This is a genomic window from Paraburkholderia sp. J7 (assembly GCF_905220155.1).
Lineage (GTDB): Bacteria > Pseudomonadota > Gammaproteobacteria > Burkholderiales > Burkholderiaceae > Paraburkholderia.
Map to the genome: position 1 here is coordinate 46,456 of NZ_CAJMYZ010000031.1, position 25,210 is coordinate 71,665.

Below are 25,210 nucleotides of genomic sequence, written 5' to 3' on the forward strand. Positions count from 1 at the left end.
ATCTTTAGTAACTTCGTTATCCGTATCAAACTGCCGGCTGGCGGTAGCGCTCCTTGAGAATGCGCCGTAGCAGCTTGCCGTTGTCGTGGCGCGGCAGCGCCTCCTCGAATTCGACCGAGCGCGGCACCTTGATATGCGAAAGCCGCGCCCGGCAAAACGCAATCAACTCCTCGGCGAGCTGCGGGCTGGCGGCGTCGCGCTCGCGCGGTTGCACGACCGCCTTCACGGCCTCGCCGAACTCGGGGTGCGGCACGCCGATCACAGCGGCGTCGGCCACGGCCGGATGCTCGGCGAGCACGTTCTCGATCTCCTGCGGGTACACGTTCACACCGCCGCTGATGATGAGGTCCACGCGCCGGTCGCTCAGGTACAAATAGCCCTCTGCATCGACATGGCCGATGTCGCCGTAAGTGGCCCAGCCATGGCGGTTGTAGACGCTGCGCGTCTTCACTGGATCGTTGTGGTACTCGAAAGCGGGGCCGCCTTCGAAGAACACGCGGCCGATCTCGCCCACCGGAAGTTCGTGGTCCTCATCGTCGATGATATGGATCTGTCCGTACTTCGAGCGTCCCACCGAGCCACGATGCGCGAGCCATTCGTCCGAGTCGATCGCCGTGAGGCCCACGCTTTCGGAGCCGGCATAGTACTCGTAGATCACCGGGCCGAACCACGCGATCATCTGTTCCTTGATGTGCGGCGGGCACGGCGCGGCTGCGTGAATCGCCACGCGCAGGCTGCTCACGTCGTATTGCGCGCGCGTGGTCTCGGGCAGGTTCAGCAGGCGGATGAACATCGTTGGCACCCACTGGCTGTGCGTGACGCGGTAGCGCGCGATGGCGTCGAGCGCGGCCTCGGCGTCGAACTTCTGCAGCACGATGGCGCGGCCCCCGGTGTGCAGCATGCGCATGAGGTAACGCAGCGGCGCGGCATGGTAGAGCGGCGCGGTGCTCAGGTAGACCGAGTCGGCGCTAAAGCCGAAGGTTTTACGCCACGCGGCGGTTTCGGTGTCGTCGGCATCGCGCTGCTCGAACGGCATGAGCGGCTTGCGGATGCCCTTGGGCAGGCCGGTCGTGCCCGACGAATAGAGAAAGTCGCGACCGCGCGGCAAGGGCGGCAACGGCGCGCTCACATCGACACCGGCCAGCGCCGCTTCGAGCGAGGCGAAGCCAGGCAGCGCCCCGGAAGCGCCGGCAACGAAGCAGGCGACGCCCGGCGCCGCGCCCTCGGCCACGAGCGTCGCCGCGAGTTCATGCATGGCCTGCGAGGCGATCAGCACGCGCGCGCCGCAGTCCTTGAGGACGTGCGCGGCCTCGCGTGTTTTCAACTGGATGCTGATCGGGGTGTAGTAGAGGCCGGCGCGCTCAGCCCCGATGGCGATGACGGCGAGCGCCGGATGATTCTCGAACAGCAGCGCAATGCCGTCGCCGGGTTGCAGGCCGAGGCCGAGGAGCCAGTGCGCGATACGGTCCGCGCGTTCGTCCAGCTCCTGGTAGGTGATGCTCTGCTTGAGTGCGGGGAAGCACAGGGCTTCCCGCGTGGGTGCTGCTACAGCTAGTTCGCGGACACGCTCCACGGTCTCGTCTCCATGTCATGCGCGGCCCCAGTCATGCTGCCGAGCGCTGCCTCCACGCGCCTGACGAGCGACATCAACCGCGGGGCGATGTCGTCGGTCAACTGGTTGCCGCTGATGTTGAAAACTGCAATCGAACAGCCAAAAACCCAATACTCGTCGTCGATCGGGGCGGACAGCGCAATCGCCACCGAATGGATCTCGCGCTGCATGTCGCCGTGCGAGATCGTGCAACCGTGCGCGCGCAACTCCTGCTGCGCCTGCGCGAGGCGCTGCGCGAGCAACTCGCCCTTCGCGGGGTCGCGCGCGAGCGTTTCCTGCAGGTACTGTTCGCGCTCAGCGCCTGGCACGGTCCACAGATACGCGCGGCCCGACGCCGTGCGCGAAAGCGAGAGCCGCGTGCCCGTTTCCGAGCGGTACACCGCGCTGCCTTCGCCCTGAATCACTTCGGCGTACGCCATGTTCAGGCGGTAGCCCACCGCGAGCGTGACCTGGCCGTGGCAGTAGTCGGCCAGCTCCTGCATCATCGGCCGCGCGATCTGCCGGATCGTCATGCGCCCAAGCGCCGGGGCGGCGAGACTCAGCATCTCCGTGCCAAGCACATACTTCGAAATGCGCTCCGAATAGCGCAGCAGACCGAACTCCGCGAGCGTGTTGATGAGCCGCAGGGCCGTGGGCTTGGGCAACCCCGTGCGCTCGACCAGATCGCGCGCCGAAAGCTCCGCGTCTCCCATCGAAAAGCACTGCAGGATCCGGATGCCTCGCGCGAGCGCGCTCACGAGCTGCGAGTCAGGTTGTGAGTCGGGCTGTGACTCGGCGGCGTCGTCGGTGCGGGAGTTGGCCTGGTCGTTCATTTCGGGTCCTTCGTCGGGGTAAGGGTGCGGCGTGCCGATGTGGCCCGCGGCAAACCCCGGATTCTAGCTTTCCGATACTCGCCGGAACAATTTTTTAAGACGCCAGGCTCATTTTTTCGCCCTCGCGATGCGGCGCAGCGCTCCGCCGCGCGCCGATGTCTCCTTTTTCGGTCTTCTGGTGTCAAGTCGTGCAAACAGTGTTGCGGATCGTGAACGAGAAATCAATAAAAATGATCCTATAGAACCGAAATATGTTTACCACTATTGAAATAGTGATTCGTGGAGGTGTATTTTGAGTCAAGTGTTTCATTTTTCATGACCCTTCCAACCGTTGAGAGAACCATGACCCATAGCGCGGTAATCGTCGACGCAGTGCGCAGCCCGATGGGCCGGACCAAGGCAGGCGGCGCGTTCGTCGACCTGCATCCTGTGGATCTGCTTTCGCAGGTCCTCAAGCAACTGATCGAGCGCAATGACCTCGACCCCGGCAGCGTGGACGACGTGATGATCGGCTGCGTGAGCCAGGTGGGCGAGCAAGCCTCGACGCCCGGCCGTCTCGCGTGGCTCGCGGCGGGCTTTCCGCAGCACGTGCCATCCACCACTATCGAGCGCAAGTGCGGCTCGAGCCAGCAAGCCATCCATTTCGCGGCGCAGGCGATCATGGCGGGCGTGAACGAGATCGTGGTGGCCGGTGGCGTGGAGTCGATGAGCCGTGTGCCGATGGGGTCGTCGCGCATCGGCCGCGATCCGTATGGCGCGCTGTACCACGTGCGTTATCCCGAAGGCATGGTCGGCCAGGGCGTGAGCGCCGATCTCGTGGCGCAGAAGTGGGCGCTCACCCGCGAGGCGCTCGACGCCTACTCGGCGCAATCGCACAGCCGTGCCGACGCCGCGCGCGCGGCGGGCCAGTTCGCGCGCGAGATCGTGCCTATCGAGGTTCCGGGACCCGAGGGCGTGCGCCGTGTCGACCTCGACGAAACGATTCGCGCCGGGACCACGGTCGAGCGGCTCGCGGGTCTCGTGCCGTCGTTCGAAAGCGCGGAGCTGGAAGCGCGCTTTCCGGGCATCCGCTGGAACGTGACGGCGGGCAATGCCTCGCAAATCTCGGACGGCGCCTCGGCGCTGCTCATCATGAGCGAGCAGAAGGCGGCGCAGCTTGGGTTGAAGCCGCGCGCACGCATCGTGGCGTTCGACGTTTGCGGTGACGATCCGCTCATGATGCTGACGGCGCCGATTCCCGCCACGCAGCGTCTGCTGAAGAAACGCGGTCTCACCATCGGCGATATTTCGCACTTCGAAGTGAACGAGGCATTCGCCGCCGTGCCGCTCGCCTGGCAGAAGTCGCTGGGCGCGGACGCGGCGCGCCTGAACCCGGCGGGCGGCGCGATTGCGCTCGGGCATCCGCTCGGCGCCTCGGGTGCGCGCCTCATGACGACGATGCTCAACGCGCTCGAAGTGAGCGGCGGCCGCTACGGCTTGCAAACGATGTGCGAGGCGGGCGGGATGGCCAACGCGACGCTCATTGAACGGCTCTAAATAAAGCAACCACGAACAACGAAGGAGAAACGACACATGGACGAGCAGAACAAATTCGCCGGCACGGTGGCGGTGGTGACGGGCGGTGCATCGGGTCTGGGTCTCGCGAGCGCGCAGCGCCTGCTCGCTAAAGGCGCACAGGTCGTGATCGCCGACCTCGCCAGCTCGCGCGGCGCGGCGGTGGCCGACGAACTCGGCGCGAACGCGAGCTTCGTGGCCGCCGACGTGACGAGCGCCGACGACATGACCGCCGTGTTCGAAGCGGCGACGCAGCGCGGCACGCTGCGCTCGCTCGTGCATTGCGCGGGCCGCGGCGGTGCGGTGCGGTTAATCGAAAAGGACGGCTCGCCGGGCTCGCTCGAAGCCTATGAAAACGTGGTGCGCGTGAATCTGTTCGGCACCTTCAACGCACTGCGTCTCGCGGCGGCGGCCATGGCGCGCAACGAGCCCGATGCGGGCGGCGAGCGCGGCGCGTGCGTGCTCACGGCGTCGGTAGCGGCATACGAAGGGCAGATCGGGCAGGTGCCGTATGCGTCGTCGAAGGCGGGCGTGGTGGGGATGACGCTCGTGGCCGCACGCGACCTGGCGAGCAAGGGCATCCGCGTATGCACGATCGCGCCGGGGCTGTTCGACACGCCGCTGCTTGCGCGCCTGCCCGAGGAGATTCGCGAATCGCTTGGCCGCATGGTGCCGTTTCCGCCGCGCCTGGGTGTTGCCGACGAATTCGCCGCGCTCGCGCTGCATATCCTCGAGAATCCGATGCTCAACGGCGAGACCATTCGCCTTGACGGCGCGATTCGCATGCAGCCGCGCTGAGTGAGGCCGACCATGAGCGACGAATTGCTGATCGAGTATCGCGACGGAATCCAGATCCTCACGATCAACCGTCCCGAGGCGCGCAACGCCTGCACGAAGGCGGTGGCCGAAGCGATAGCCGCCGCGCTGGACGAACTGGAGCGGCGCGACGACCTGCGGCTCGCCATCATCACCGGTGCGGGCGGCACCTTTTGTGCGGGCATGGACCTGAAGGGCTTTCTGAAGGGCGAACGGCCGAGCCTGCCGGGCCGAGGCTTCGCGGGCCTCACGCAAGCGCCGCCGCGCAAGCCGCTCATTGCGGCGGTGGAGGGCTATGCGCTCGCGGGCGGCTTCGAAGTCGTGCTCGCGAGCGACCTCGTCGTGGCGGCGAACAACGCGCAGTTCGGACTGCCCGAAGTCAAGCGCGGGTTGTGTGCGGCGGCTGGCGGATTGTTGCGTCTGCAACAGCAGTTGCCGGAGCGCATCGCCATGGAACTCGTGCTGACGGGCGACATGTTCGGCGCGCAACGCGCGTTCGAGTTCGGCCTCGTCAACCGCCTCACCGCGCCGGGCGAAGCGCTGGCGGGCGCGCTCGAACTCGCGCAGAAGATCGTGGCGAACGGCCCGCTTGCGGTGGCCGCGAGCAAGCGCGTGATGCGCGAGTCGCGAGACTGGTCCAGTGCGGAGATGTTCGAGCGTCAGCGCGAGATCACCGACCCGGTGTTCGCTTCCGCCGACGCGCGCGAGGGCGCGTCGGCGTTCGCGGAAAAGCGCAAGGCGGTTTGGCAGGGGAAGTAGGACCGCCCCTTCCTCAGGCGTGTTTGAGCGTTCTTCGCAGCGCTGCGAAGAACAGTTCCGACTGCAATCGCTCGCCCTGAATCTGGTCCGCCACGCGCTGCGCGACATCGGCCGCCACGGGTCGCAACGCGCGCCCGGTCGAACCCGCGAGCACCTGCGCAGCGCATGCGCGCTCGAGGTAATAGAGGTCGTCGAACGCGTAGTCGATACGCTCGCCGCACACCACCACGCCGTGGTTGCCGAGGAAGCCGATGTCCTTGCCGTCGAGCGCATGCGCAATGCGCTCGCCTTCCTCGGGACCGAGCGCGAGGCCGTTATATTCGCGGTCGAGCGCGACGCGACCGTGGTAGCGCATGGCGTTCTGCGACAAGGTCGTATCGAGCCCGCAGTCCTGCGTGAGCGTGAGGGCGGTGGCATACGGCATGTGGGTATGCAGCACACAGGCCTTCTTTGCGATGGCGTGGATGGCGGCGTGAATGAACATCGCCGTCGGTTCCACGGCATGGCGGCCCGCCATCACGCGCCCTTGTGCGTCGACAATGACGATGTCGTCGGCCATGACCTCGCTCCACATCAGGCCGCGCGGGTTCAGCAGGAAGAGGCCTTCTTCGCCGGGAAGCGCGACGCTGAAGTGATTGCAGACACCTTCACCGAGCCCGTAATGCGCGGCGGCACGCAGCGCGAGCGCGAGGTCGGCCCGCAGCGTGGCGACTTCCGGGTGGTGGAACAACGCGTCACCTTCAATGGCTCCAGCATGATGCGCCGTGTTGCTCATGTGTCGTGGCTCCTGTTTTCGAAAGGGCTGTGTTGCGTCGAAATGCGCGTTTCTCATTCGCCGTTCAGCGCGAGCGGCACTTCGAGCCCCACCTTCACGCGGCTCATGCTCACCAGCGTCTTGAACCGCTTCACGTTGTTGTTCGAGAAGAATAGCTCGCGCGTGAGTTCCGTGTACTGGTCCATGTTGCGCACCGCGAAAATGAGCACGAAATCCCACTCGCCCGCGACGTAGTAGCACTGCTGAATCTGCGGGCATTGTGCAAACGTGCGCTTCATGGTGTCGAGCAAGTCGATCTGTTCGCTTTCCACCTCGACGGTCGCGACGATCGTGATGGGATGATCGACTTTCTCGGGCGAAACGATCGCCGCGTAATGGTCGATCACGCCATCGTCGACGAGACGGCGCAATCGCCGGTTCACCGCCGCCGTGGAGAGATTCACGCGCGCGCCGAGTTCGTTCTGCGGAATCTGGGCGTCGCGCTGGACTTCCATCAGGAGCTTGCGGTCGAAGGAGTCGAGATGTGTCGCCATTTGCGCGGGGGCCTGAAAGTCGATATTTTTTTGCGTGATTCGACCGCATTATGAGACTTTTTCGCAGGGGCTGCGCAATATCATTTCGGTACTGCAAGTTCACCGGAGCCAACCCATGCTGATCGCCAACCCCCGCGCCACGCGCAACGCCTACCCGGAAACGCTCAGGGGCATCCTGAACGTGAAGGCGGGCGACGAGAGCCGGGCCTGGCTTGCCGGGTGGGCGTTGATCAGCCCGGAGCCGACGCCGCTTTGGGATCTGGGCGGGGCGGCGGCGCGCCTGGGCGTTGCCCGCATTGGCCTCAAGGACGAATCGTTTCGTTCTCCTCTTGGCAGCTTCAAGGCGCTGGGCGCACCGATTGCGCTGATGCGCCTCATCATGCGCTCGTGGCCCCTGCAGGACGTCGATCCTCGCATGCTGATCGAGGGCCGCTACCGCGAGATGGTCACGAACCTCACGGTCATCAGCGCAACCGATGGCAACCACGGCAAGGCGCTTGCCGCAGTCGCGCGCTCGATTGGCTGCCACTGTGTGATCGTCCTTCATGCGAACGTCAGTGCGGAGCGCGAAGCGGCGATTGCCGCGTATGGCGCGCGGATCGTTCGAATCGCGGGCAACTACGACGAATCCGTGGAGCACGCGGCGCAACTCGCGAAGGCGAACGGCTGGCACGTCGTTTCCGACACCTCTTATGAAGGATACGAGGCGATCCCGCGCGACGTCATGCAAGGCTACGGCACCATCGCAGCGGAAGTGATCGAGCAGTCTGACGGTGCCGCATGGACGCATGTGTTTCTGCAAGGCGGCGTGGGCGGTCTGGCGGCCGGTGTGGCGAGCTATCTGTGGGAGCACCGTGGCGCCGCGCGTCCGCGCTTCATCGTGGTTGAACCGCGCCAGGCAGACTGCCTGTATCAAAGCGCTGTTGCGGGCCGCGCGGCGATTGCCACCGGATCGGTCGACTCGGTGATGGCGGGCCTGGCGTGCGGGGAGACGTCGCCGCTCGCATGGAAGATACTCGAACCGTGCGTCGACAACTTCATGTTGATCGACGACGCGGACGCCATAGAAGCGATGCGCAGCCTCGCCAACGGCGCGGCTGGCGACGTGCCGATCGTATCGGGCGAGTCCGGCGCGGCGGGCCTCGCGGGCCTCGCGAAACTCATGCACGATCCCGATCTCGCGCGTGCAGCAGGGCTCGATGCGCGCTCACACGTGCTATTGATCAGCACCGAGGGCGCCACGGCGCCAGGCCTGTACGCGGAGCTTGTCGGCGCGTCTGCGCAATCCGTGGCGGCGCGTCGCGACGCGTGGCTGACCCAGCTCACGCAGTAACCGGAAAGAGGACATCCACATGGAAAGCACGCTGCAAGGCCAACTCAAAAGCTGGCGACAGTATTTGCACCAGCGTCCCGAAACCGGCTTCGAGGAGATCCATACCGCCGACTACGTGGCGAAGATCCTCGAGACACTGGGGCTCGACGTGCATCGCGGCATTGGCGGCACGGGGCTCGTGGCGAACCTCACGGCGGGCGACGGCAAGCGTGCGATCGGCGTACGCGCCGACATGGACGCGCTCAATATCGCGGAGCAGGCCCCGGGCCGCGCGCATGCCTCGTTGAACGCCGGAAAAATGCACGCGTGCGGGCACGACGGCCATATGTCGATGGTGCTCGGTGCGGCGCGGCTACTCGCCGAGCGGCGCGATTTCAACGGCACGGTGCGCTTCATCTTCCAGCCGGCCGAGGAGCACGGCCGCGGCGCCAAGGCGATGATGGCCGATGGCCTGTTCGAACGCTTTCCCGTCGACGCGATTTTCGGCGCGCACAACATGCCGGGCATGCCCGCCGGCACGTTCGCCACGCGCGCAGGCGGCATCATGGCGAGCGAGGATAATTTCGTTATCCGTATCAAAGGTCGTGGTACGCACGCGGCGCGCCCGCATATGGGTGTCGACCCGATCGTCATCGCGTCGCAAATCGTCCTGGCGCTGCAAACCATCGTGTCGCGCAATCTCGACCCGAGCCTGCAAGCGGTGATCTCCTGCACGGAATTCATCACCGACGGCATTCGCAACGTCATCCCGTCGAACGTGATCATCAAGGGCGATACGCGCAGCTATTCGAAGGCCGTGCAATCGCTGCTCGAAACCCGCATGCGAGAGGTCAGCATAGGCATTTGCCAGGCCCACGGTGCCGAGTGCAGCTTCGAGTACACGCACGAATTTGCGCCAACGGTCAATTCGGAGCAGTTCGTCGAACTGGCGGCGTGCGCCGCGCGCAACGTGGCGGGAGAAGCCGCCGTGAACGCGAACGTGCAGCCGATGATGATTTCCGAGGATTTCGGCGCGTTCCTGCAGGTCGTGCCGGGCAATTTCATTTTCATCGGTAACGGCGACGTGCCGGAGCGCGGCGGTATTCCGCTGCACAACGCCAGCTACGACTTCAACGACGATATCCTGATGACCGGCGCGCGCTATTTTGCGGAAATCGCGCGCCTCGCGTTGCCGGTCGGAATCAACGATTACGTCGCGACCGCCGCCGCTTCGTCGAGCGCATCGTAAATGCCGATGACCCCCGCCGCAACGTTGTTCCAATGATCGATGGCGTGCGTGCCGACGACATCGTCCCAGAACGACTCCGATCCATATTGCAGACGTTGCGCGTGCAAACGCCGCGTATAGAGCTGCAGGTCGTACTCCTCGGTGATACCCATCGCGCCCACCAGCGCGTGCGCGCCGTTCGCCACGAGCGGTGCGGCGCGGCTCGCGCGCGCCTTGGCAATGGCCGCCGCGATTCGCTGCTCCGAAGTGTGGTAACCCGCGCAGCCCAACTGGGCTGAAACGCGCGTGGCGGCCACGTGCTCGGCCATGACGCTCAACTGCTGCTGCACGGCCTGGAACTTGCCGAGCGAGCGGCCGAACTGCTGGCGCTCGTTCACGTAGCCTAGCGTCATGTCGAATACGCGCTGCATGCCGCCCGCCATCGTCGCGGCCGTGGCGAGCGCGCCCAGCTCGCCCACGCCGCGCACGCTTGCGGGCAGCGCGCGCGCCGCGTGCGCCGGGTAGGTGAGCGTGGCGTCGAGGCTGTCGCCGTGCGCGCGCAATTCGGCATTGTCGAGCGGGACGAGGCTCGCGCCATCGGCGGTTTCGACGATGAGCGTGTCGGCCACGAGACCGTACGGCACGAACGCCGTGCCGTGCCGCGAGGCATTGCCAAGCGCGATGGCGATGGGGCCGCGTGGCGCTTCGACGCCCGCGCGGGCAAGCAGGTCACGCGCGATCATCGTGTGCGCGGCGGGCAGCGGCAGCGCGTGCGCGCCGAATTCGAACAGCGCGCCCGCCGTGGCGGCGAGGCGCATGCCCGAACCGCCTTTCTCCTCGGGCACGAGTGCGTCGAGAAAGCCGAGCGCTTCGAGCTGGTCCCACAGGGCGCGTCCCGCGTTGCGCTCGCGAGCCGCTTCCACGGTGCGTACGAACTGCGGCGTGCAATGGCGTTCGAGCACGTTGTGCGCCGATTCGGTCAGCATGTCATCCATGGTGTTCTTCTCCATGTTCGTCGTTCGTTTAGCGCAGCCCGAGGCCGCGCGCGATCATGCCGCGCAGGATCTCGCGCGTGCCGCCGCGCAGCGAGTACGACGGCGCGATCTTCGTCACGTAGTCGAGCGTATCGGCAAGCTCACGGGGCACGGCTTGCTGCGGTTGCGCGCCGAGCGCGTCGCCGATCAGCGTGGGCACGCTTTGCTCGAAGCTGGTGCCGAGGTCCTTCACGAGGGCGGCCTGCGTGGCGGGGCTTGCACCGTCGGCAAGCGCGCCCGTGACGGCGACGGACATCGCCCGCAACGTGGCCAGTTCGGTCACGAACGCGCCGAGCGTGCGGCGCTCGCTTTCGCCAACCGGTGTGCGGGTTGCGCGCGCGGCTTCGCGCAGCGTATGCGCCCATTCCTCCAGCAGCACGATGCTCGAATAGATGCGCTCGGGGCCGCTGCGCTCGAACGCCAGTTCGGCGGTGACCTGTTCCCAGCCTGCGCCTTCGGTGCCGATCAGCGCGCTCTCGGGCAATTCGACATCGTCGAACGTGACTTCGGAGAAATGCGCGTCGCCGGCGAGGTCGCGGATCGGCGCGACATGCACGCCTGGCAGCGATAAATCGACGATCAGTTGCGAAAGCCCGCGATGGCGGTCTTCGGGTACGCCCGAGGTGCGCACGAGGGCGATCATGAAATGCGAATGCGGCGCGTTCGTCGTCCAGATCTTGCGGCCAGAGAGGCGCCAGCCAGTGGCCGTGCGCTCGGCGCGCGTGCGCACGCTCGCGAGGTCGGAGCCCGCGTTCGGCTCGCTCATGCCGATGCAGAAAAACGCCTCGGCCTTGCAGATGCGCGGCAAGTAGAACGCTTTCTGCTCTTCGGTGCCGTAGCGTGCGATGAGCGGGCCGCTCTGGCGGTCGGCAATCCAGTGAGCCGAAACCGGCGCGCCGGCCGCGAGCAGTTCTTCCACGAGCACGAAGCGCGCGAACGGACTGCGGCCGCCTCCGCCATATTCGCGCGGCAGCGTGAGGCCCAGCCAGCCTTGCGCTGCGAGCTGGCGGCTGAAGTTGGTGTCGAAACCTAGCCACGAACGCGCGCGTACGGCGGGCGGCACGCCTTTGAGCGCTTGCGCGAGAAATGCGCGCACCGGCGCGCGCAAGGCTTCGTCTTCGGGGGGAATCGTTCTGAGTGCGAATGGGTCGTTCATAACGTGCTGCGCGTTACAGCGCAGTTCCTGGCAGTGCGAAGTCATCGAGCGCTTGCGCGCTCATTCGGGGCGGCCGGCGAGCATGCGCTTGACGGTGTACGAGAGCACGAGTTCGTCGCGCTGATTGAGTACTTCCACGCGGCTCGTGACCACGGCGCGATTGTGCTTCGAGGTGGGCTTCACTTCCTCGACTTCCACCACGCCGTAGATCGTGTCGTTGACGAGGACCGGCGCGTGCGCCTTCATCGAAAACTCGAGCATGGCGAGGCCGGTGCCCTGCACCATGGTCTGAAACAGCAAGCCTTCGATCAGGCCGCTCGTGAGTGCGCCCGGCACGGGGCGGCCGCTCATGGCGCCGTGTTCGAAATGCGCGTCGATGAAGATCGCCTCCAGCATGCCGGTAGCCGAAATGAAATTGACCAGATCGGTTTCCGTCACCGTGCGCCGGAAGGTGCGAAAGCGCTGACCCGCTTGCAGCTCCTGCCAGTAGAAGCCGCGTCCGAGCAGTTGGGCGTCCTCGTGTGTCGTCATGCCTGTCTTCCTCCAGTGTTGAATGGCGCGTTGCGCCGGTATCGTGTTCCGATTTTAGAATCGTGTTTCGATATCAGCAACACGGTTCGAATATCGGAACAGCATGGTCGAGTTGTGAGGATGCAATAAGCTATTGTTTATAAAGAAAAAGTAGCTATAAGTTGGGCGCTTATCGGGTATACGCCAGGCATAGCGTTCGTTCGACATTCGGAATCCAGTGCTACATTCGGAACCCGTGGCCGGTTCCGCCGGCCGAGCCGCCAGAACGATTCGAATAAACCTGAAAACAGGAATCAAGGAGACAAGCTGGATGAACGCCAACCCCGAAATCGCGCAGGCAGGCGCGGCAGCCGAAGCGGTGCCGCGACGCACGGCCAGCGTCATATTCGCCGGCAGTGTCGGCAACGTGGTGGAGTGGTTCGACTGGTCGGTGTACACGACCTTCGCGATCTACTTCAGCAAACAGTTTTTCCCCGCCGAGAACGACACGGCCTCGCTGCTCGCGACCTTCGCCGTGTTCGCCGTGGGCTTCTTCATGCGGCCCCTGGGCGGCTGGGTGATCGGCGGCTTTTCAGACCGCTTCGGGCGGCGCGCCGCACTCACGCTCACCATCATGATGATGGCGGGCTCCTCGTTGCTGATCTCCGTGCTGCCCACCTATGCGAGCATCGGCGTGCTCGCGCCGGTGCTCATGACGGTGCTGCGCATGGTGCAGGGCCTCTCGGTCGGCGGCGAGTACGGCGCGGCCACCACGTTCCTCGCGGAATCCGCGCCCGCGAAGCATCGCGGGCTGTATGGCAGCTTCCTGTTCTTCAGCATCGCGGCGGGCCTGCTGCTCGCTTCCGCGCTTGCCAGTGTGATGACGAACGTCATGCCGAAGGAAGCGCTCGTCGCGTGGGGCTGGCGCATTCCGTTCTTCATTGGCGGCTGCGGCTCGCTCGCGGGCTTCTGGATGCGCCGCAACGTGGGCGAAACGCACGCGTTCGAGCAACTGCGACGCTCGGGCCGCATCGAGCGCCGCTCGCTGTGGTGGACATGGACGCAACATCGCACGGCTGTCCTGCGCCTCGTGGGCATTAGCGTGCTGGGTGCGTTCAGCTTCTACCTCTTCATCAGCTTCATGCCGATCTACGCGATCCGCCACGCGGGCGCAACGCCGGCCGACGCGTTTCTGGCGAGCACGCTGAGCATTGCCATCTTCATGATCGCGCAGCCGTTTTTCGGTGCGTTGTCGGACCGTTTCGGGCGGCGTCCGCAATTGATGGTGTTCGCGGTGGCCTATCTCGTGTTCCTGTATCCGGTCGTGCGCGCGATCGGACCGAGCATCACGTCGATGCTGCTCGTCGAATGCTTCGGGCTGCTCACTTACGGACTCTATTCGGCCATCGCGCCCGCGATCATGGCCGAGCTGTTCTCGACTGCGGTGCGCGGCATCGGCATTGGCGCCGCGTACAACCTCGTGGTCGCCTTGCTCGGCGGCACGACGCCATATCTCATGACCTGGCTGCAATCGCAGCAGCGCGAAGGCTGGTTTCTCGCCTACGTGTGCGCAGGCGCGGCCGTGAGTCTTGTTGCTTACTGGCGCATGCCCGAAACTGCGGGCAAGCCGCTCGAATGAAATTGCGCGCGCGCCGCGCATGAACGTGCAGTTCCGCACTCCAGGCAGAGGTCATTTCACATGCAGCAGATGAAAGCAGCATCGCCATCGCAGTCGACAAAAACGCAGGCACAGCAACAAGCGCAGCAAAAGCGCGGCCGCCCGCTGGAAGGCATACGGGTGCTCGATCTTTCCCGCGTGCTGGCAGGGCCGTGGTGTACGCAGAATCTCGCTGATCTCGGCGCGCAGGTGATCAAGATCGAACGGCCCGGCCCGGGCGACGAAACGCGTGCGTGGGGGCCGCCCTATCTGCGCGACGAAGCGGGACGCGACACGGTGGAGAGCGCGTATTACCAGTGTGCGAACCGCGGCAAGCTTTCGATGGCGGTGGACATCGCCGCGCCCGAAGGCGCCGCGCTGATCCGCGAACTGGCGCGCCAGTGCGACGTACTGGTGGAAAACTTCAAGGTGGGCGGCCTGAAGAAGTACGGGCTCGACTATGAGAGCCTCGCGGCGCTCAATCCCGCGCTCATCTACTGCTCGGTCACGGGGTTCGGTCAGAGCGGGCCGCTCGCGCACCGCGCCGGATACGACTTCCTCATTCAAGGCATGGGCGGCCTCATGAGCATAACGGGCGAGCCTGACGAGACGCCCGGCGGCGGTCCGCAGAAGGTCGGCGTGGCGGTCACGGATCTCATGGCCGGCATGTACGCGACAACCGGTGTGCTCGCCGCCGTAATCGAGCGGCAGCGCAGCGGCCTCGGCCAGCACATCGACATTGCGCTGCTCGACTGCCAGCTGGCGATGCTCGCGAACCAGTCGATGAACTACCTCTGCTCGGGCGAGGTGCCGCGGCGCCTGGGCAACGCGCATCCCAACGTCGTGCCGTACCAGACCTTCGCGGCGAGCGACGGTCATCTGATTCTCGCGTGCGGTAACGACAGCCAGTTCCGCTCGCTGTGCGGCGCGATGGATCTGGACGAACTTGCTGCGGACCCGCGCTTCGCGACCAACAGCGCGCGCAGCGTGAATCGCGCGCTGTTGCTGCCGGTGCTCGAAAAGGCGTTTCGCACGCGTACGCGCGATGCGTGGATCGCCGCGCTCGAAGCGTGCGGTGTGCCGTGCGGGCCGATCAACGACGTAGCGCAGGCCTTCGGCTCCGAGCATGCGCGTGCGCGTGAATCCGTGCGCCGCATTGCGCATCCGCTGGCGGGCACGTCGCCGAGCGTGGCGAGTCCGCTGCGCCTGTCGGCCACGCCCGTGCAATACGACGTGCCGCCGCCCTTGCTCGGCGAGCACACGCACACGCTGCTCGGCGATCTGCTCGGGCTCGATGCGGCGCACATCGACACGTTGTGCGCGAGCGGGGCGATCGCCACAGGCGCGCGAGTGCACACGCGCGGCGAGCATGAGGAAGCCGTTTGAGCAGGCGCCGGCGATACCGTCATGGACGGTTCGCCTCTCTTTTGGGGGCAGGGCGGCATGTATAATTTTTCGCACCGTTCAACCGTCAATCGATCCATGGCGCACCACCCCGAAGACCGTGAACCGGGCACCGAATCCACCGCGTCGCCCGGGCCGCGGGCCACTACGCGCATCGTGCAGGTGCTGCGCATTCTCGCCGACCATCCGCAGGGCGCCACGCTCACCGAACTGGCGGACTTGAGCGCCACGCCGAAAACGAGCCTGCTCGCGCTGCTGCGCGCGCTCACGCACGCGCACTATCTCACGCATAACGGCGGTAAATACGCGCTTGGCGTGGAAGCCTTCAAGCTCGGGGCGGCCATCGTCGCGCAGCGGCGCTTTCCCGAAATCGCTCGCCCGGTAATGGAGCGCCTCGCACTCGAGGCGGGTGAAACAATCCTGATCGGTCAGATCGCGAGCGACCGGCCTTCCATGGTCTACGTGATGTCGGCGGAGAGCCGCAGCGCGATCCGCTTCATTGCGGGCATAGGCGAGCGGCGCGAGCTGTTTTCCTCCTCGGGCGGGCGCGTGTTGCTGGCCGCGATGAGCGAGGCGCAGCAGACCGAATATTTCCGCACCGCCGAGTTGCGTGCCCACACGCCGGTCACGCGCACGCAAAAGCGCGAGCTGAAGGCGCTTCTCAAGCAAGTGGCCGAGACCGGCGTGGCCGTCACGGTCGAGCAAAGCTCAGCCGATGTGGTGGGCTTTGCCGCGCCGATACGCGACGAATCGGGCGCGGTGATCGCCGCGCTCGTGATGGGCACGCCGGTAAGCCGCGGCGTGCCGGGCATGGAGCGCTTCAAGGCGCTGATCGCGCGCGGCGCGGTGGAAGTGTCGGCGCTGCTTGGGTATGCGGGACCCAGTACTTTGGCGTTTTCAAAGCCGGCGGCATAACCCGGCTCGCCTGATCGCATGTTGGCTGCCCGATGATCGGGTAGCCATTTGTCTAATCAAATAATTGATTCGGATAACGAATCTATCGCCGGATTTTACCCGTTGATCTGTTGCTTACAACGAGATAAACGCGTAAACCGCCTCAAGCTCGACGCGTTTGAGCCGTTAGTAGGGGAAAGCTCAGATGTCACGCGAAAAAGCAGCCGTGCCGATGGACGCGGGGTCGCCGCGCGCCGACATTAAGGTTCGACTCGCCGGCTGCAATTATCTCCCTCATGCGCCGGAGACCCGCACCGAGACAAGCCGGATGACCGGTTCCCGAGCCGGTTCGCGACAGAACATTACGGAGTACAAAGTGAAGTCAATGCAACAACATGGCGTGGATGAGCGTACCACCCTGACGAGCAATAACCGGCTCGAACTGCTCCTCTTTCGCCTGGGTTCGGCGCGCAAGGGCGCGGCGCGCGGCCTTTACGGCATCAACGTCTTCAAGATTCGCGAAATCGCGACCATGCCCGAACTCACGCCCATTGCGGGCTCGCCCGAGCATCTGGCCGGTGCGGTGGATATTCGCGGCCAGATCATCCCGGTGATCGATATCGGCTCGATGATCGGCTCTGTCTCGGAGAAGCCGCCCGGCATTCTGCTCGTGACCGAGTTTTCGCGCGGCACGCAGGCGTTCGCCGTGGAGGAGGTGGAGGACATCGTCCGGCTCGAATGGAGCGAGGTGCTGAGCGCCGAGTCGAGCGGCACGACGGGCTACGTGACGGGCGTGGCGCGCATCAATCCGGGCACCGAGAGCGCGCGCCTCGCGCAGTTGCTCGACGTCGAGCAGATCATGCGCGACGCCTTCCCCGAGCAGCATACCGAAGTGGGTGCCGACGCCGTGGGCGAGGCCGTGCGCCTCGCGGGCGGCCGCATTCTCGCTGCCGACGACTCGGGCTTTGCCCGCGCGCTGATCGGCCAGGCGCTCACCGCGCTTGAAGTGCCGCACGTGATTGCCCACAACGGCCAGGCCGCATGGACGATCCTCCAGCAGATGGCCACCGACGCGCAGAACGAGGGCATTCCGGTTCGCGACAAGGTGTCGCTCGTCATCACCGACCTCGAAATGCCCGAGATGGACGGCTTTATGCTCACGCGCAAGATCAAGGCGGACCAGCGATTGAAGCATCTTCCCGTGCTCATCCACTCGTCGCTTTCGGGCAGCGCGAACGAGGCGCACGCGCGCAACGCGGGCGCGAATGGCTACGTCTCCAAGTTCGCCCCGGCGGAGCTTTCGGCGGCGATCCGCAAGGCGCTGGCAGCCTGACCTGGACTACCCAAACGGGGGCGCGCCGGGCGCCGTCACTGCCCCGGCGGCGTCGTTCCGGGTGGCCGCGCCGGTTTGACGCGAAAGCGCTCCGGCCGGCGCAATTCCATGAACACCCCCCCTTAAACCCGGCTTTTCCATCGATTAACCGGGGGGTGGTTGGCTGACAATCTCTAGAAACGCGGGGTGGGCTCGCACTTTCTCGAGGCAGATATGTCAAGCAGCATTACGATCACGGACGAACTGGTTGCGGAAATCGCGGAACGGATGGCCGACGAGGGCCAGAAGGTTTCTCCCATGGCCATCTGGTCCGAAGTGCATACCGGCTCGGTGGTCGCAGTCGCTGCGTCGCTGCGCAAGTGGCGCGAAGAGCGGGCCCCGCGCGTGCAGCAGGTCGTGGAACGCCCGGCGTTGCCGGAAACCGTGACGGACACGATGCGCGACGCGCTCGACCGTCTGTGGACCTCGGCGCAGGACGAGGCCGAGCGCGCCGTGGCGCGCCGGCTGCAGTCGATGCGCGAGCGCGTCGAAGACGCCTGCAACGAACGCGACAATGCCCTCGAAGAGCTGCAGACCACTGTCCAGGAGCTCGACGCCCTGCAAGTCCAGCTGGACAAGATGACGCGTGCCTACGAGACGAAGACCGACGCCGGGTCGGGTCTGGAAGAAGACATCGCGAGCGCGGTGCAGCGTGCCGAGGCAGCGGAAAAGCGCGCCGAGGAACTGGCGGAGCGCGTCTCGACCCTCGAGGCCGAGCTGGAGCGCGCGGTCGCCGAACTGGCAGCCGAGCGCGAGGCGCATGCGAGCCAGGCCGCCGAAGGCGTGGCAGCCGAAGCCGCAACCGCGGAGGCGGCCGAGCAAGCCGAGCCTGCCGCCTCGACCGAACATGAAGAAGCGGAGCGCGCCGCGCTAGACGCGGCTCATGCAGAGGCCGTTGCGAAGCTCGAAAGCGAACTGGAGGCTATTCGCGCCGCGCTGCAGGCCGAGCAGGAAGCCCACGCGGCCCAGCGCGAGCAGGTCGCCGGTGCGCAGGCCGAACGCGACGCCGCCGCAACCGAACTGCAAAACGCCCAGCAGCAGCTCGCCAGCCTGAGCGAAGAGCGCACGGCCGACGCTTCCGAAATTGAACGTCTGACGGCGAGCTTGACCGAAGCGCAGGAGCGCGCCGAAGCCGCACAGCAGCGCGCGACCGAACTGGCCGAACTGGGCGAATTCGCCAATGCCGCGGCGTCGAGCGAAGCGGCCGAGGGCGCAGCCGAGGCAGAGACGGCCGTCGCCGCCGACCCGGAGGAAGTCGAGGCGCTGAAGGCCCAGCTTGCCCACGAGACGGCAACGCACGCCGCCGCGATTACCGATGCACGCGAGAACATCAAGCGCTGGTCCGAGTACGCAAACGGTCTGAAGCAGCAACTGGCCCAGGCCAACGAAAAGGCGATCGTGGGCCTTGCCCGCAGCGCCGGCGAAGCTTCGCTGAGCCGCCGCCTTGCCGCCGAGCTGGGCCAGGTCGCGCCGGAGCATGACCTGCTGCGCAAGGAAGCCCAGCAGCAGGTGGTCGTCGAAGCGGTCAGCGCTCATCTGGAGCAACAGGGCTATGCCTACGACGCCAAGACCGGCATGGTCTCGAAGCTGGCCACTGAAAACGCGCCGGCCTGAGCGCATCCGTAGACTGTCCGTTTGACGGCGCACACCCTGTGTAGTGCGCCGAGCCGTTCCCCAAGACCGCTGCCTGAGTGCAGCGGTTTTTTTTCGCCCCTCCTCAATGGCTCCGCCGGCTGCGCGTGCCCACACATCGGGACAAATGCCGACTTCCAGCCAGCCGAACGCCCGCTTTCCCGAAAACGAATTGTTGGCCCCGCGCGCCTGAACCACACTGGCACCTGTCCAGTAGTGGCGCGTACAGGCGAATCAGACGGCCGCCGCGCAGCAACACTCCAAAGTACACAAAAGCCCCGGAAGGCAAAGGAGGAGACATGATGCGACTCAAGACGCGCGCGCAGCACGCGGGCATCGGCAAATCCGCACGTGTGCGGCCCGCGCAGGCGCGCCTGTGCAGCGCGCTGGCGGCGGCACTGGCCATCGCACTCGCGCCGTCGCTTGCGCACGCAACGGAATGGCGCGTGGGCGTGGAACTGCCGCTCACCGGCGCGCTCGCCCAGGCGGGCACCGAGATGTACCGCGGCATCCAGGTGGCGGCCGACATCTACAACCGGCGCCATCCGCAGGACAAGATCACCCTCGTCGCCGTGGACGACGAATCGAACCCGGCCAAGGCCGTTGCCGCCGTCGAACAGCTCGCCTCGCAGCACGTGCTCGCAATCGCGGGCGCGGCCAATTCGAACTGCGCTGGCCCCGCGTCCGAAGCCGCGAACAAGGCCGGGCTCGTCTACGTGACCTCGGGCGGCACCAGCGACGACATGGTCACGCGCGGCCTGAAGAACTTCTTTCGCGTGAGCAACACGCCCGGCTACACGAAGGGCATGGTGGGGCTCTTCAACACGCTGGGCGTGAAATCGGTCGCGATCCTCTACTCGACGAAGGACGCGACGAGCGACCTCGCCAAACAGCTCGACACGGCGCTCAAGGCGCAGGGCGTGAAGACGTTCCTGCATGCCTACGATCCCTCGATCAGCGACTTCAAGCCGCTCATCAACAAGGTCAAGCTGCAGGACAAGCCTGACGCCATGGCGATGCTCGGCTACGAAAACGATTACGTGGGCATACTGCGCGCCTCGCGCGTGCTCAAGCCCGACCTGAAGGCGATTGCGGCGCCGTGGGCGTTCGCGAGCCCGAAGATGGCGCAGTCGTTCCCCGACCTCGTGCCGAACGTGTATGGCGCGACTGTGCTGTCCTCACCGGCTGACTACCGCTCGGCGGACCAGCGCGACTTCTCCGATACCTACCAGCGGCTCTTCAAGACCACCTCGAACTATCAGTCGCAGACGTCGTTCGTCTACGCGCAACTGCTCTTCGACGCGATCGCCTCCGCGCAGAAAGCCGGCACGCTCGACAAGGGCGGCCTGGCCGACACGCTGCGCGCCACGCAGCGCGACGACACGTTCCTCGGCAAGGTGGCGTTCGACGCACGCGGCGACAACACGAACTACGTGGCGCACATGGGCCAGTTCGCGCACGACGGCAAGCTCGCGCTCGTGTGGCCCGCCAACTACGCGACGTCGAAGCCGGTCTATCCGGGCGTGCCGTGGTAAGCAAAACATAGAACAACGAAACAGGGCGAGCGCCGCGTATGAACGGCGCCGCTACCTATCACCGAGACTAAGGTTTGGAGGTTCGATGGTCCGCTTCGCTACTCGCAGCAAGCCGCGCGCCCTCGTGCGCGCGCTCTTTCGCATCGGCGCGGGGGCGGCCAGCGCTTGCGCGCTGCTTGCCCACACGCCCGCCGCATTTGCCGAAACGCTGCCCGTGGGCGTGGAGTTGCCGCTTACCGGGTCGATGGCGCGCGCAGGCAACGCACAGCTCGAAGGCATTCGCCTCGCCGCCGATCTCTTCAACAAGGGCAGCGGCAAACATAAAGTGGCGCTCACCGTGGTCGACGACGAGGCGCAGCCTGCCAAAGCTGTTTCCGCGGTGGAACAGCTCGCCTCACAAGGCGTGCTCGCCATTACAGGCGGCTACGGCTCCAATTCGGTGAGCCCGGCTTCCGAAGCGGCCGACAAGGCCGGCGTCGTCTATATCACCTCGGGCGCCGTGGACAGTGCGATGACCTCGCGCGGCCTCAAGCACTTCTTCCGCATCGGGCCCGCATCGGGCTATTCGAAGGCCGTGGTGGGGCAGTTGAACGCCATGGGCGTGAAGTCGGTTTCGATTGTCGCCTCGACGAAACAGGCCACCACCGATCTCAGCAACGAAGTCTCCACGCAACTGCGCGCTCAGGGCGTGACGGTGACCGTGCACGCGTTCGACCCGGCGATGACCGACTTCAAGCCGCTCGTGAACAAGGTGCGATTGCAGGACAAACCTGAAGTCCTGCTGATGATCGCCTACGAGAACGACTATATCGGCATTCTGCGCGCCGCCAAGGTGTTGCGCCCGCAACTGAAAGCCGTGATGGGCGCGTGGTCCATCGTCACGCCGAAGATGACTGCGGACTACCCGGACCTCGTGAACAACGTGATCGGCTGCGCGATGCTGCCGTACCCCGCGGACTTCGGCACGGCGGACGGCAAGGCTTTCGTGCAGGCGTATCAGGCTGCATATCACAAGGAACCGGACTACCTGGCCGAATTCGCCTATGTGCAATCGCGTCTGCTGTTCGATGCCATGGCGCGCGCGGCCGATGCGGGCACGCTCAAGCAGGACGGCATTGCCGCCGAACTGCGCGCGAAGCCGCACGACACGTTGATCGGCAAGGTGAGCTTCGCGCCGAACGGCGACAACCCCGCGTTCCTGAACAACATGGCGCAGATCCAGGGCAATCGCATCGTGCTCGTGTGGCCGAAGGAGCGCGCCACCGGCAAGCTGAACTACCCCGCGCTGCCGTGGTAATTGCGCGCGCAACGAAGGAGGAGCCGCGATGACGGACCTGTTGCTGCAATCGCTGTATTCGGGCGTGCTCGTGGGCGGCGCGTATGCGCTCGTCGCGCTGGGGCTCGCGCTGGTGTTCGGCTCGATGCGCATCATCAATCTCGCCCACGGCGAACTGGTGCTGCTGGCCGCCTATATCGCCTACACGTTCGAGACGAAGCTCGGCCTCAATCCTGTGTTTGCGATTCCGGTGGCGATTCCCGTGGTCTGCGTGGCCGCGGCGGCTGCGTGGTATCTCGTGAGCCGCATCAAGCGCGACCGAGAGCTGAACTCGCTGATCCTCACCTACGGCATCGGCATTGTGCTGACCAATGCGGTGCTGCTGGGCTGGGGCGCCGATGTGCGCTCAACCGGCAGCGCATGGCTGCAGGACAGCGTGATGCTCGGCAGCCTGCTTTCCATGCGCAGCGAAGTGCTCTCGTTCGGCATCAGCGTCGTGTTGATGCTCGCGCTGTGGTGGTGGCTCTCGCGTTCGTGGTATGGCCGCGCCGTGCGCGCGATCTCCAGCAACCGCGACGCGGCGCGCCTGATGGGCATCGACCCGCGCAAGACCGAACTGATCTCGTTCGTCGTCGCGGGGCTGCTCGCTTCGTGCGCGGGCGTGTCGATCTACGCGTCGAGCGCGATCCAGCCTTCCATTGGCGAGGCGCTGACCGTCAAGGCGTTCATCATCACCGTGCTCGCGGGCGTGGGTTCGATTCCGGGCGTGCTGGCGGGCGCGATGCTGCTCGGCATTACCGAGGCGCTCACCGTCACGCTCGCCAGTTCGGCGCTGCAGGAGCTCGCGGGCATGCTGCTGTTCCTGCTCGTGCTCTACGTGCTGCCGAACGGCTTGTTCGGCGTGGCGAAACGAAGGGGATGAGAACGATGTCGACATTGAAAACCACAACGGCCGGGTCCGGCCCGCGCGTGGCCGTGCTCACCGTGGTGCTGGTCGTGCTTTACGCGGGCGTGCCGCTCGTGTTCGGGCAGAACCTGTATCTCATGAGTCTCGCGGTGGCCTCGCTCACGATCGCCGGCGTGGCGCTGGCGTGGGCGCTGCTCGGCAACCTCGGCGGCATGGTGAGTTTTGGGCACGCGGCGTTTTTTGGCGTGGGTTCGTATATTTCCGCACTCCTCACGCTGAAGGCCGGCTGGCCCGTGTTTCCCGCGATGCTCGCGGGCGGCGTGGGAGCGGCAATCGCCTCGCTCGCCATGGCGCCCGCTCTGCGCCTGAAGGGCCCGTACTTCGCGCTCGCCATCCTCGCCTATGCGCAGATCTTCCGCATCATCGCGACCGAATGGTCCGATCTCACCGGCGGCGCGAGTGGTCTCTCCAGCATTCCGGGGTTGCCGAAGGTGGCGGGCTTCGACTTCGGCAGCAAGAGCGGCGGCTATCTCGTCGTGCTCACGCTCGTGCTCGTGTTCGCCGCGATTTACGCGCGGCTGCGCGGCAGCCATGTGGGACTCGCGCTGCGCGCCATGCACGAGTCGGAGGACGCCACCCGCGTGGTGGGCGTGAACAGCGTGATGCTCAAACTCGCCATGCTGATGCTCTCGGCGCTGATGACGGGGCTCGTCGGTGCGTTCAACGCGCACTACATCAACTTCCTCGAACCCGACTACGCGTTCAATGCGAGCTGGGCCGTCGTGCCGATCATCGCGGCGATCTGCGGCGGCTATCGCACCATACTCGGGCCGCTGGTGGGCGCGGTGACGGTTTATCTCGTGGATCAGCTCGTGCTCAAGAGCCTGCTGCCAACGGGGCACCAGATCGTGCTGGGCATCCTGCTCGTAGCGATGATCATCGTGAGCCCCGCGGGTCTGACCGCGCTGCGCTTCAAACGTACCCGGCGAGGTGTTTATGCAGCAAGCTGACCAGGCAGCGGAATTGCGCTTGCAGGACGTATCGATCCGTTTTGGCGGGATCACGGCAGTCAATGGCGTTTCGCTTTCGCTCGGCACGCGTGACGTGGTGGGCCTGGTTGGCCCGAACGGCGCAGGCAAGACCACGCTCTTCAACGCGATTTCGGGGCTCGTGCGGCCCACGAGCGGTTCGATCCGGTTCGGCGACGTCGATCTTCTGAAGTCGCCGCTTTATCGCCGTGCGCGCCTTGGCATCGGGCGGACGTTCCAGGTGCCGCAGCCCATGCACGAACTCACGGTGCGAGAGAACCTGATCGTCGCGCAACGCTTCGGCACCGGGCGCGTGGACGCGGCGCGCATCGACGAAATCCTCGCGTTCATGGGGCTCGAAGGCAAGGCGCAGCGCGATGCGGCCACGGAACTCGCGCTGACCGAACTCAAGGCACTCGAAGTGGCGAAGGCGCTTGCCACGGGGCCGAAGCTGCTGCTGCTCGACGAGGTTCTGGGCGGCCTCGAAACCGCTACCAAGCGCCGCTTCATGCAAACGCTGCTGGCGGTGCACGAGCGATACAACGTAGGTATCCTGATCATCGAGCACGATATCGAAACCGTGATGAACCTGTGCCGCCGCGTGTGCGTGCTCAACTTCGGCAAGCTGATCGCCGACGGCCCGCCCGCCGATGTGTTCCGCGATCCCGAAGTCGTGCGCAGCTATACGGGGGAGGCCGCTCATGCTTGAAGTCAGCAGCGCCCGCGCGGGCTATGGCGCGATCAACGTGTTGTGGGACGTTTCGCTCAATATCGTGAGCGGCGAGGTCACGACCATCGTGGGCCCGAATGGAGCGGGCAAGACCACGCTGCTGCGCGCGATCATGGGGCTCGTGCCGCTGGAGCGCGGCCAGATCACCTTCGACGGCGCGCCGCTCGCGGGCGTGCCTACATGGGACATGGCGCAGCGCGGCATTGCGATGGTGCCCGAAGGGCGCATGATCTTCCGCGACATGTCGATCGAGGAGAACCTGATGCTGGGCGCGTTCGCGAAAACGCGGCGCGCCGGGGCGAAAGCGCAGCTCGAAGAGGTCTACGCGCTGTTTCCGTTGCTCAAGGAGCGCCGGGCGCTGCCCGCCGGCACGCTATCGGGTGGCCAGGCGCAGATGCTGGCTCTGGGGCGCGGACTCATGTCGTCGCCGCAACTCATGCTGATCGACGAGCCTTCGCTTGGGCTTGCGCCCGTCATGGTGCAGGAAGTGTTCGCGATTCTCGAACGCCTCAAGGCTGCGGGGCGCACCATCGTACTGGTGGAGCAGAACACCAACATGGCGTTGCGCCTGGCCGATCAGGTGTATCTCATGCAGGGCGGCAAGGTCACGTTCGCTGCGCGCGCGAAGGACGTGAACGTGGATGAGCTTCACGACATGTACTTCGCGCGCTAGC

The 25,210-nt window shown here is 65.7% G+C and carries 23 protein-coding genes; 16 read left to right on the top strand and 7 right to left on the bottom strand.

Annotation, left to right across the window (positions count from 1 at the left end; translation table 11 throughout):
• Positions 1 to 25: 25 nt before the first annotated feature.
• On the bottom strand, positions 26 to 1,573 hold the full coding sequence (locus U5A58_RS35480) for an acyl-CoA synthetase (RefSeq protein WP_321964861.1): 1,548 nt from the start codon (positions 1,571 to 1,573) through the stop codon (positions 26 to 28).
• Positions 1,552 to 2,424: an IclR family transcriptional regulator gene (locus U5A58_RS35485; RefSeq protein ID WP_321964862.1), complete on the bottom strand. Its 873-nt coding sequence runs from the start codon at positions 2,422 to 2,424 to the stop codon at positions 1,552 to 1,554. The genes U5A58_RS35480 and U5A58_RS35485 overlap by 22 nt, the downstream gene beginning before the upstream one ends.
• 342 nt (positions 2,425 to 2,766) lie before the next feature.
• Here U5A58_RS35485 and U5A58_RS35490 point away from each other — a divergent pair, with 342 nt between their 5' ends.
• Genes U5A58_RS35490 through U5A58_RS35500 form a run of 3 tightly spaced genes read left to right on the top strand, consistent with a single transcriptional unit; the run spans position 2,767 to position 5,553 of the window.
• Positions 2,767 to 3,960: a thiolase family protein gene (locus U5A58_RS35490; RefSeq protein WP_321964863.1), complete on the top strand. Its 1,194-nt coding sequence runs from the start codon at positions 2,767 to 2,769 to the stop codon at positions 3,958 to 3,960.
• A gap of 36 nt (positions 3,961 to 3,996) precedes the next feature.
• The gene (locus tag U5A58_RS35495) at positions 3,997 to 4,776 is read left to right on the top strand and encodes an SDR family NAD(P)-dependent oxidoreductase (protein ID WP_321964864.1); all 780 of its coding nucleotides are present in this window, start codon (positions 3,997 to 3,999) and stop codon (positions 4,774 to 4,776) included.
• Between the two features lie 12 nt (positions 4,777 to 4,788).
• Positions 4,789 to 5,553 (top strand): crotonase/enoyl-CoA hydratase family protein, encoded by a 765-nt coding sequence (locus U5A58_RS35500; RefSeq protein WP_321964865.1) that lies wholly within the window; start codon positions 4,789 to 4,791, stop codon positions 5,551 to 5,553.
• A 13-nt stretch (positions 5,554 to 5,566) separates the two neighbouring features.
• Here the strand turns inward: U5A58_RS35500 and U5A58_RS35505 are convergent, their stop codons facing one another.
• Both U5A58_RS35505 and U5A58_RS35510 read right to left on the bottom strand, forming a co-directional pair.
• Positions 5,567 to 6,328 (bottom strand): aldolase, encoded by a 762-nt coding sequence (locus tag U5A58_RS35505; RefSeq protein ID WP_321964866.1) that lies wholly within the window; start codon positions 6,326 to 6,328, stop codon positions 5,567 to 5,569.
• Positions 6,329 to 6,381: 53 nt separating this feature from the next.
• A complete protein-coding gene (locus tag U5A58_RS35510; RefSeq protein ID WP_321964867.1) occupies positions 6,382 to 6,861 on the bottom strand; it encodes an Lrp/AsnC family transcriptional regulator in 480 nt (159 codons plus the stop codon).
• Positions 6,862 to 6,976: 115 nt separating this feature from the next.
• Here U5A58_RS35510 and U5A58_RS35515 point away from each other — a divergent pair, with 115 nt between their 5' ends.
• Entirely contained in the window at positions 6,977 to 8,194 is a 1,218-nt protein-coding gene (locus U5A58_RS35515) for a diaminopropionate ammonia-lyase (protein WP_321964868.1), read from the top strand.
• 19 nt (positions 8,195 to 8,213) lie between these two features.
• On the top strand, positions 8,214 to 9,422 hold the full coding sequence (locus U5A58_RS35520; RefSeq protein WP_321964869.1) for a M20 aminoacylase family protein: 1,209 nt from the start codon (positions 8,214 to 8,216) through the stop codon (positions 9,420 to 9,422).
• On the opposite strand, the gene U5A58_RS35525 is transcribed toward U5A58_RS35520, so the two are convergent.
• Genes U5A58_RS35525 through U5A58_RS35535 form a run of 3 tightly spaced genes read right to left on the bottom strand, consistent with a single transcriptional unit; the run spans position 9,383 to position 12,122 of the window.
• Positions 9,383 to 10,411 carry an acyl-CoA dehydrogenase family protein gene (locus U5A58_RS35525; RefSeq protein ID WP_321964870.1) on the bottom strand — a complete coding sequence of 343 codons (1,029 nt, stop codon included), beginning with the start codon at positions 10,409 to 10,411 and terminating at the stop codon, positions 9,383 to 9,385. The genes U5A58_RS35520 and U5A58_RS35525 overlap by 40 nt on opposite strands.
• 13 nt (positions 10,412 to 10,424) lie before the next feature.
• Positions 10,425 to 11,591, bottom strand: coding sequence for an acyl-CoA dehydrogenase family protein (locus tag U5A58_RS35530; RefSeq protein WP_321964871.1), 1,167 nt, complete (start codon positions 11,589 to 11,591; stop codon positions 10,425 to 10,427).
• Between the two features lie 60 nt (positions 11,592 to 11,651).
• Positions 11,652 to 12,122 (bottom strand): MaoC family dehydratase, encoded by a 471-nt coding sequence (locus tag U5A58_RS35535; RefSeq protein ID WP_233888092.1) that lies wholly within the window; start codon positions 12,120 to 12,122, stop codon positions 11,652 to 11,654.
• Between the two features lie 310 nt (positions 12,123 to 12,432).
• On the opposite strand from U5A58_RS35535, the gene U5A58_RS35540 reads away from it, so the two are divergent.
• The 11 genes from U5A58_RS35540 (at position 12,433) to U5A58_RS35590 (ending at position 25,209) form a co-directional block, all read left to right on the top strand.
• Entirely contained in the window at positions 12,433 to 13,740 is a 1,308-nt protein-coding gene (locus U5A58_RS35540) for an MFS transporter (RefSeq protein WP_321964872.1), read from the top strand.
• A gap of 69 nt (positions 13,741 to 13,809) precedes the next feature.
• Positions 13,810 to 15,144 (top strand): CaiB/BaiF CoA transferase family protein, encoded by a 1,335-nt coding sequence (locus U5A58_RS35545; protein WP_415774341.1) that lies wholly within the window; start codon positions 13,810 to 13,812, stop codon positions 15,142 to 15,144.
• 96 nt (positions 15,145 to 15,240) lie between these two features.
• Positions 15,241 to 16,077 (top strand): IclR family transcriptional regulator, encoded by an 837-nt coding sequence (locus U5A58_RS35550; protein ID WP_321964874.1) that lies wholly within the window; start codon positions 15,241 to 15,243, stop codon positions 16,075 to 16,077.
• A 364-nt stretch (positions 16,078 to 16,441) separates the two neighbouring features.
• Positions 16,442 to 17,389: a chemotaxis protein gene (locus tag U5A58_RS35555; protein WP_321964889.1), complete on the top strand. Its 948-nt coding sequence runs from the start codon at positions 16,442 to 16,444 to the stop codon at positions 17,387 to 17,389.
• 213 nt (positions 17,390 to 17,602) lie between these two features.
• Positions 17,603 to 19,042 (top strand): DNA-binding protein, encoded by a 1,440-nt coding sequence (locus tag U5A58_RS35560; RefSeq protein ID WP_321964875.1) that lies wholly within the window; start codon positions 17,603 to 17,605, stop codon positions 19,040 to 19,042.
• Positions 19,043 to 19,359: 317 nt separating this feature from the next.
• Positions 19,360 to 20,595: an ABC transporter substrate-binding protein gene (locus U5A58_RS35565; protein ID WP_321964876.1), complete on the top strand. Its 1,236-nt coding sequence runs from the start codon at positions 19,360 to 19,362 to the stop codon at positions 20,593 to 20,595.
• Positions 20,596 to 20,680: 85 nt separating this feature from the next.
• Complete coding sequence (locus U5A58_RS35570; protein WP_321964877.1) at positions 20,681 to 21,892, top strand: ABC transporter substrate-binding protein; 1,212 nt, start codon at positions 20,681 to 20,683, stop codon at positions 21,890 to 21,892.
• 28 nt (positions 21,893 to 21,920) lie between these two features.
• A complete protein-coding gene (locus tag U5A58_RS35575) occupies positions 21,921 to 22,793 on the top strand; it encodes a branched-chain amino acid ABC transporter permease (protein ID WP_321938921.1) in 873 nt (290 codons plus the stop codon).
• A gap of 5 nt (positions 22,794 to 22,798) precedes the next feature.
• Positions 22,799 to 23,788, top strand: coding sequence for a branched-chain amino acid ABC transporter permease (locus U5A58_RS35580; protein ID WP_321938920.1), 990 nt, complete (start codon positions 22,799 to 22,801; stop codon positions 23,786 to 23,788).
• Positions 23,775 to 24,515: an ABC transporter ATP-binding protein gene (locus U5A58_RS35585; RefSeq protein ID WP_321964878.1), complete on the top strand. Its 741-nt coding sequence runs from the start codon at positions 23,775 to 23,777 to the stop codon at positions 24,513 to 24,515. Before U5A58_RS35580 ends, U5A58_RS35585 begins: the two co-directional genes overlap by 14 nt.
• Positions 24,508 to 25,209 (top strand): ABC transporter ATP-binding protein, encoded by a 702-nt coding sequence (locus tag U5A58_RS35590; protein WP_321964879.1) that lies wholly within the window; start codon positions 24,508 to 24,510, stop codon positions 25,207 to 25,209. Before U5A58_RS35585 ends, U5A58_RS35590 begins: the two co-directional genes overlap by 8 nt.
• Position 25,210 lies beyond the last annotated feature (1 nt).

Coding starts and splice junctions, on each gene's coding strand:
- U5A58_RS35555 (WP_321964889.1), top strand. CDS start 16,442: ATGCAACAACATGGCGTGGATGAGCGTACCACCCTGACGAGCAATAAC.
- U5A58_RS35580 (WP_321938920.1), top strand. CDS start 22,799: ATGTCGACATTGAAAACCACAACGGCCGGGTCCGGCCCGCGCGTGGCC.
- U5A58_RS35535 (WP_233888092.1), bottom strand. CDS start 12,122: ATGACGACACACGAGGACGCCCAACTGCTCGGACGCGGCTTCTACTGG.
- U5A58_RS35520 (WP_321964869.1), top strand. CDS start 8,214: ATGGAAAGCACGCTGCAAGGCCAACTCAAAAGCTGGCGACAGTATTTG.
- U5A58_RS35495 (WP_321964864.1), top strand. CDS start 3,997: ATGGACGAGCAGAACAAATTCGCCGGCACGGTGGCGGTGGTGACGGGC.
- U5A58_RS35490 (WP_321964863.1), top strand. CDS start 2,767: ATGACCCATAGCGCGGTAATCGTCGACGCAGTGCGCAGCCCGATGGGC.
- U5A58_RS35500 (WP_321964865.1), top strand. CDS start 4,789: ATGAGCGACGAATTGCTGATCGAGTATCGCGACGGAATCCAGATCCTC.
- U5A58_RS35550 (WP_321964874.1), top strand. CDS start 15,241: ATGGCGCACCACCCCGAAGACCGTGAACCGGGCACCGAATCCACCGCG.
- U5A58_RS35585 (WP_321964878.1), top strand. CDS start 23,775: ATGCAGCAAGCTGACCAGGCAGCGGAATTGCGCTTGCAGGACGTATCG.
- U5A58_RS35510 (WP_321964867.1), bottom strand. CDS start 6,861: ATGGCGACACATCTCGACTCCTTCGACCGCAAGCTCCTGATGGAAGTC.
- U5A58_RS35485 (WP_321964862.1), bottom strand. CDS start 2,424: ATGAACGACCAGGCCAACTCCCGCACCGACGACGCCGCCGAGTCACAG.
- U5A58_RS35530 (WP_321964871.1), bottom strand. CDS start 11,591: ATGAACGACCCATTCGCACTCAGAACGATTCCCCCCGAAGACGAAGCC.
- U5A58_RS35540 (WP_321964872.1), top strand. CDS start 12,433: ATGAACGCCAACCCCGAAATCGCGCAGGCAGGCGCGGCAGCCGAAGCG.
- U5A58_RS35565 (WP_321964876.1), top strand. CDS start 19,360: ATGATGCGACTCAAGACGCGCGCGCAGCACGCGGGCATCGGCAAATCC.
- U5A58_RS35575 (WP_321938921.1), top strand. CDS start 21,921: ATGACGGACCTGTTGCTGCAATCGCTGTATTCGGGCGTGCTCGTGGGC.
- U5A58_RS35560 (WP_321964875.1), top strand. CDS start 17,603: ATGTCAAGCAGCATTACGATCACGGACGAACTGGTTGCGGAAATCGCG.
- U5A58_RS35505 (WP_321964866.1), bottom strand. CDS start 6,328: ATGAGCAACACGGCGCATCATGCTGGAGCCATTGAAGGTGACGCGTTG.
- U5A58_RS35515 (WP_321964868.1), top strand. CDS start 6,977: ATGCTGATCGCCAACCCCCGCGCCACGCGCAACGCCTACCCGGAAACG.
- U5A58_RS35545 (WP_415774341.1), top strand. CDS start 13,810: ATGAAAGCAGCATCGCCATCGCAGTCGACAAAAACGCAGGCACAGCAA.
- U5A58_RS35525 (WP_321964870.1), bottom strand. CDS start 10,411: ATGGAGAAGAACACCATGGATGACATGCTGACCGAATCGGCGCACAAC.
- U5A58_RS35590 (WP_321964879.1), top strand. CDS start 24,508: ATGCTTGAAGTCAGCAGCGCCCGCGCGGGCTATGGCGCGATCAACGTG.
- U5A58_RS35570 (WP_321964877.1), top strand. CDS start 20,681: ATGGTCCGCTTCGCTACTCGCAGCAAGCCGCGCGCCCTCGTGCGCGCG.